This window comes from uncultured Planktosalinus sp. (genome assembly GCF_963973675.1).
Lineage (GTDB): Bacteria > Bacteroidota > Bacteroidia > Flavobacteriales > Flavobacteriaceae > Planktosalinus.
This window is the reverse complement of the sequence record NZ_CAXBAN010000138.1, coordinates 1-6,388: the sequence shown is the minus strand read 5'-3', so window position 1 is coordinate 6,388 and position 6,388 is coordinate 1. Positions and strand designations below refer to the sequence as shown.

The window sequence follows — 6,388 nt, the reverse complement described above, 5'->3', positions numbered from 1 at the left end:
TTCAGGTGCATATATTCATACTCCTACCGGAGCTATCCTTAAGGAAAGGCAGGATGGTGTTCAAATAACGGCACTATCAAATGGAAATAGTGAGGTTAATTTAACTGCAAACGATTTAAATGGAAATGAGTATTTTTTTAACTCGGATGTTGTGGAGCAATCCAGTAATAAAATTTACACCGGTGTAAATGGTGACCTCTCTTTAGATATTTTTGAGTGGGAGGGGGAAAACGGTTTTGACCCCATTTCTACTTGGAAACTATCTCAAATAACCACCAAGAATGATAAAATAATAAATTTTGAATACCAAAGTGAAGCGATGTATTATACCATATTTGATGCTTCACAACATATAACAATAGGGTATACTTGTGAAGTCCCTATAGCCTCTGAAGTAAAAACAAAGAATGAGGCCAATATCACCTATGATTACAATACACAGCTAATAAAAAAGATTTGGTCACCAGATGGAAGTGTTGAGATACATTTTAACTATACATCAGATACAGGACTTCCAGATGATGTTTGGAAAACAAAACTCACCAGTATCGTTGTATCTGACCTTATTAGCGGACATATCAAAGAGTTCAGGTTTACCTATGAAAGATATAGCGGAGATCCAAGATTGAAGCTTACAAGTGTCTATGAAGTGGGTTATGACAGTTCCAATAATGAAGTCTATCTGCCCCCTTATGAATTTAGTTATAACCCTGCTTCGTTACCTTCAAAAGATTCACATGCCCAGGATTTTTTTGGATATTTCAACAATGCTACGGGTAATAACTCTTTAGTGCCTGAAATACCAAATATTCCACAACCTTTTCAAGGTTTTTATAATCTACATTCGGGTGACAGGTCATTAAATCCTTCTACTTTACAAAATGGAATATTAACAGATATCTTATATCCGACGGGCGGTAGTACTTCCTTTGAATATGAGCCCAACAGCATCAACGGTAAATATTGTGGAGGGTTAAGGGTAAAAGCCATCGAAAATACAGACGAAACAGGCACCTATAATCGAAAAACTTATAATTACAGTGATTTAAAAGGGTATAACCTAGAAGACAACTTAGGTTTAATTATTAAAACTGAAGGAAGCACCACAACCTATTACAGCAATTTTTATCCCATACCCGGAGATATTGGAAGTGGTTTTAAAACAGGCTATTTTTATGAAAATGTAACCGTTACCTCTTTTAATGGCACGGATAATTTCAAGGAAGAGTTTGTTTATGAGGAAAACCCGAATGCTGTTCACCGTTATGATTATGCACTTAAGTCACATATAAGTTATGAAGGAGCCCAAGTTGTAAAGCGTGTTGAGTATATTAATGAAATTGTAGGATCAATAGAAGCATTATACTGGAATGTTCTGGGTGATATGATGTGCTATGGAAATCCGCCAAGTGCAGTATATTTAGGGTATGAAAATTTACCTAAAGTGGTTAGCTTCCAAGGCAACTATTCCTTTATGCCTATTGAAATCGCTTCAACTGAATACTTAACCCAAGGGGGCTCTACACCCAACCCTGTTACAACATTTAAAAAAATTGAATACGACACCATAAGGCTTCTTAAAAAAGTGGAAATTACAGATTATCAACGTACCCGGGATGGTTTTAACGACTATCCGGTTGCTGATGATACTGAAGAAGTAACTACGGTAACCTACAAATATCCTTGGGACCCAACTATCAATATCAATTTACCCGCGGCCCTACCGATGAAAATAGACGTAGTAAGCTCTAAAAATAACAATAATAAAATCTTTGGTCAAGCTTTTGAATATGATACCAACGGCAACATTAAAAAAGCTTACCAATTCAATAAAGGAGAAGCTAGCAATAATTCGCCTTTGAGCTATATTCCTATAGAATATGAAGAAATAGACTCATTCCTATTTGAAGAGGGTAAACCTGTGCAAGTGAAAAACAAAGACGGGAAGCCCATTTCATATATTTATGGTTACATGCACCAATTTCCGGTAGCAAAAATAGAAAACAAGGCCTATGGTACTATCCCATCAGGTCTTATCAGTGCTATCCATTCAGCTTCTTCCATTACCGGTACAGAAGCCCAACTCCAAACAGCATTGAACAATTTGCGTAATGACGTTTCTATGGCAAATACTATGATCACCACTTATACCTATAAACCTCTCGTAGGCGTTACCTCTATCACCGGACCCAACGGCGACCGCATTCGTTACTATTATGATGAGTTTGGACGACTGGATCATATTAAGGATAAGTATGATAATTTAATAGAGGAATATGAATATAATTATGGAAATCAATAAGTGAAGTTCCAATTTAAAACTTGATACCAATCAATACTATTAAAAACCAACTGCCATGCGATCAATAATTTTCTATTTCATTTTATTTTTTTCCATAGGGGTTCTGCATTCACAAACCTCCACAGAGAACTATGTAAAAACCATCAAACACAAAATCCCAGATAATACCTCATTTAGAGATGTATCACCGAACAATACCGTAGTCGTGGATATCACTTATTTTGATGGCCTTGGCCGTGCCAAACAACAAATTGCCCACAGGCAGTCTGGAACCGGTGGTGATATGGTCACACATATTGCCTATGATGGCCTGGGCAGGCAAACAATGCAATACCTACCTTATGAGCGTAGCGCACATAGCTCGCTTCCTTTTGATGTAAATGCCGAATATAATACACTTGCATTTTATAATACTTCCTATTATCAAAACACCCAAAACCCCTATTCACAGACTGAGTATGAGGATTCTCCCCTTAACCGGGTATTAAGGCAAGCTGCACCCGGAAATGAATGGGCGATGGACAGTGGCAAGGAAATCAAAATGGAATATCAAACCAATAATGCTAGTGAAGTTTTAAATTTTATGGTCACTGACCCGACCAGTTCACCTACTTTAACCCTCAGTAACGAAAATAGTGGTAGATACCCAGCTTTATATAACCATCACCAAAGATGAAAACTGGGAAAGTGGAAACGGGAAAATCGGTACTGTTGCTGAGTATAAAAACAAACTGGGACAAGTAGTATTGAAGCGTGTTTATACCACTATATCAGGCGAGGCCCGAACAATTGATCCTAAAACGGCCATTTCTTTTTACACTTACTATGTCTATGATGTTTATGGCAACCTCACTTTTGTATTGCCGCCAAAACTATCACAGCAAATTGTAAGTGGCAGTAGCCTTGTGGGCAACCATCAAGAGTTGCTCGATGAATTGGGCTACCGGTATATTTATGATCATCGTAACCGCCTTAAGAATAAAAAACTACCGGGCAAACAACCTGAGGTGATTTTTTATGATGCCCTTGACAGGGTAATTGCAGTGGGGCCTGTACCTTCCCCTTTTATGGATGGCAATGAGTTGGGAATTCTACTAACTCGATATGACCATTTCAACAGGGTGGCCTATACCCTCTGGAGACCGGGTTGGTTTTCAGAAGGTGCCAGACAAATTCTAGAAGCCCCACAAACCTATATTTCAGAAACCCGTACCCCCCAGGTCACGGTCATTGATGGGGTCTCGGTATTTTACACTAATAATGTAAGCCCGAGCAGTACTGACAAGTTGTTGACCGTTAATTACTATGATGATTACGATTTTCCCGGTGCCCCTTCAAACATTCCCGGAGATGTGGGTGAAAACAACGAAATTGATGTCTATTATAACAATACCATCAAACCCAAAGGAATGCCTACCGGCAGCTGGGTGAGGGTGCTTGAGGAAGAAGCAGATCAAAACGCGACGGTATCCTATACCCTTTATGATGTCAAGTCCAATCCCGTGAGGGTGCATGCAAGTAATTATCTGGGTGGGTTTTCACAAACTGATACCGATTTTGATTTTATTGGAAAAGTATTAACTACTTATACCACCCATAAAAAAACTGCAGCGAGTGACGTTTTGGAAATCAAGGAGGATTTTGCCTATACGCCCCAAGACCGAATGGAAAAACACCTGCACCGGGTCAATAGCAATAACCAGGAAATGTTGTCGTTTCATGAATATGACCCCTTAGGGCAACTGATGGTGAAAAAAGTGGGGGATGTTTCAGAAAGCACGGGCAATTATCTTCAAAAAGTGGATTACAAATACAATATACGCGGGTGGCTTACCGATATCAACAAAGTGGAAAACCTAGTAGAGAGTGGAGCACCACAAGATCTCTTTGGCTTTAAAATCAACTACACACAGGTCACCAACACGGTAAACGGCAGTGTCAACCCTTTGTACAACGGGAATATAGCTGAGACCCTGTGGCGTACCTCCAGTGATAATATCAGGAGGCGTTACAGCTATACTTATGATCTTACCAACCGATTGTTGGATGCATGGTATAGTATCCCCGGCTCTGCAGTGGCAGACTCTTACAATGAACACCTCACGTATGATGCCAATGGTAATATCCTCACCCTGCAACGCTATGGTGAGGTAGAAAACTACCAACAGACATTGATGATTGATGACCTGGTTTATGAGTATGACAATGGCAATAAGCTGCTCAATGTGACCGATGTGGAGAGTCACGATTCTGGGTTTAAAGATGTGAATATTAGTTCCAATGGTGATCCTACTAACGATGATGATTTTGAGTATGATGATTTCGGCAACTTGGTGCTAGATAGAAACAAAGGCATTACCGAAATCACTTATAACCATCTCCATTTACCAAAAAAAATCATCATTGACAATGCTGTTGAAGATGATGGATTTATTGAGTATCTTTATGATGCAAATGGAGTAAAACTTATGAAGAAAGTGACCAACACTACTTCCAGCCCTAACGAAGAAAAGAGCACACATTATCTCGATGGGTTTCAGTATATTGAAGATAACTTGGAGTTTTTTCCTCATGCTGAGGGGTATGTAAAGGTGAGTGATTTTGATGCCGGACTGTTTTTTAACTATGTCTATAATTTTACCGACCATCTTGGCAACATTCGATTACGTTACACCAAAAACACACAAACCCCTCAACAACAAATCGTTATACTGGAAGAAGACCACTACTACCCTTTTGGGCTTAAGCATATTGGATACAATAGTAACCATGAAATTTTTGGAAAAGATGAAACAGGCAATGTTGTTTTTGTTCCTGTGAACAATATCTTCCCGGAGACTTATAAGTACAAGTTCGGCGGGATGGAGATTCAGGATGAGTTTGATGTCAACTTATACGACTTTGGCGCGAGAAACTATGACCCGGCTTTGGGACGATGGATGAACATTGATCCCATGGCAGAAGCGATGCGTAGGCACTCTCCTTATAATTATGCGTTTAACAATCCCATATTTTGGATAGACCCTGATGGGATGATACCCATCATGGGGCTTCAAACCGGTTCTTATGAGAGTTATGATTTTGGGGATGGCCACGGTATGACCCAAGAAGATAGAGACAATGAAGCAGCAGCAAAAACTGCTTCTACAAATGCATATAAAAACGAATTTAAAAATATGAGACAAGAAAACCAAGCGGCTATGGAAGGTGGTCTGGATGGGGTTGGGGGTGGTGAAAGTAAAGGTGGTTGCTGGCCTTTTTGTAATTTTTTGGAAATAATGAAAAATGTCTTTACTCCTTTTAATAGAAGTAATGTTGAGCAATTAGAAAATAAATCAAGAGATATTGGAATAGCTCAGAATGTTTTTGATGAAGGAGAAAGAATTGCTGAAGGGGCAATGAAAACAAGTGCAATTGTAATTGGGTCATTATATCCAGCTGCAAGACTTGGCTCTTTAGCTAGTAAAGCACCTGCTTTGTTTAGAGCTGCCTATGGAGATGTATATAGATTTGCTTCATTTGCTCAAATTTCTGGTATAGAAGCATATCTTGGAGCCAACGCATGGGCTGCATCAGTATCCAGTGCAGGAGCTACTTTGACATATAGATATGGCAACCAACTGACAAATTCCCTAACGGGATATAGAGGTGTACAGGGTTATGCTCCTAGTTTTAGCAGATTTTATAATGTAGATTATGTTGGTGCCGCGGGCAGATTATTTTCAACTTTCTTTTCTGACTCCCCACCAATTAAACTTGATAGGTAATTTTTTATATATGGAACTAAATGAAATAATCGAACAAAAAGTATCTTCATTTAAAGAAAGGTTGTCAGATAAATCAACATCAGAAAAAAAACTTTTTCATTATTATTCAGTTTTAAATATTTCAAAAAGACTTTTAGTTTATAATGATAGTAACACTCATTCACTAAAAGAAATATTACTTCAATTTTTCATAGAAGTAGAAAATTATAATTATCTAATATCTGATAAGGTAAAAAGTTTAAGGCTTTATAAAAAATATTTATTACCCTCTGAGCTATATTTATTTAAAAAAGAAAATTTTTTATCCAATGTTGATTTA

General features: G+C 38.2%; 3 protein-coding genes and 1 pseudogene. All 4 read left to right on the top strand.

Annotated elements, in window-relative coordinates:
* Positions 1-2,302, top strand: a pseudogene (locus AACY61_RS06960) (hypothetical protein); the annotation flags it as partial.
* A 55-nt stretch (positions 2,303-2,357) separates the two neighbouring features.
* Positions 2,358-2,978 carry a DUF6443 domain-containing protein gene (locus AACY61_RS06955; protein ID WP_339610854.1) on the top strand — a complete coding sequence of 207 codons (621 nt, stop codon included), beginning with the start codon at positions 2,358-2,360 and terminating at the stop codon, positions 2,976-2,978.
* Complete coding sequence (locus AACY61_RS06950; RefSeq protein WP_339610853.1) at positions 2,938-6,069, top strand: RHS repeat-associated core domain-containing protein; 3,132 nt, start codon at positions 2,938-2,940, stop codon at positions 6,067-6,069. The genes AACY61_RS06955 and AACY61_RS06950 overlap by 41 nt, the downstream gene beginning before the upstream one ends.
* 10 nt (positions 6,070-6,079) lie before the next feature.
* Positions 6,080-6,388, top strand: a 309-nt coding sequence (locus AACY61_RS06945) for a hypothetical protein (protein ID WP_339610852.1), incomplete at its 3' end; no start/stop codon positions are given.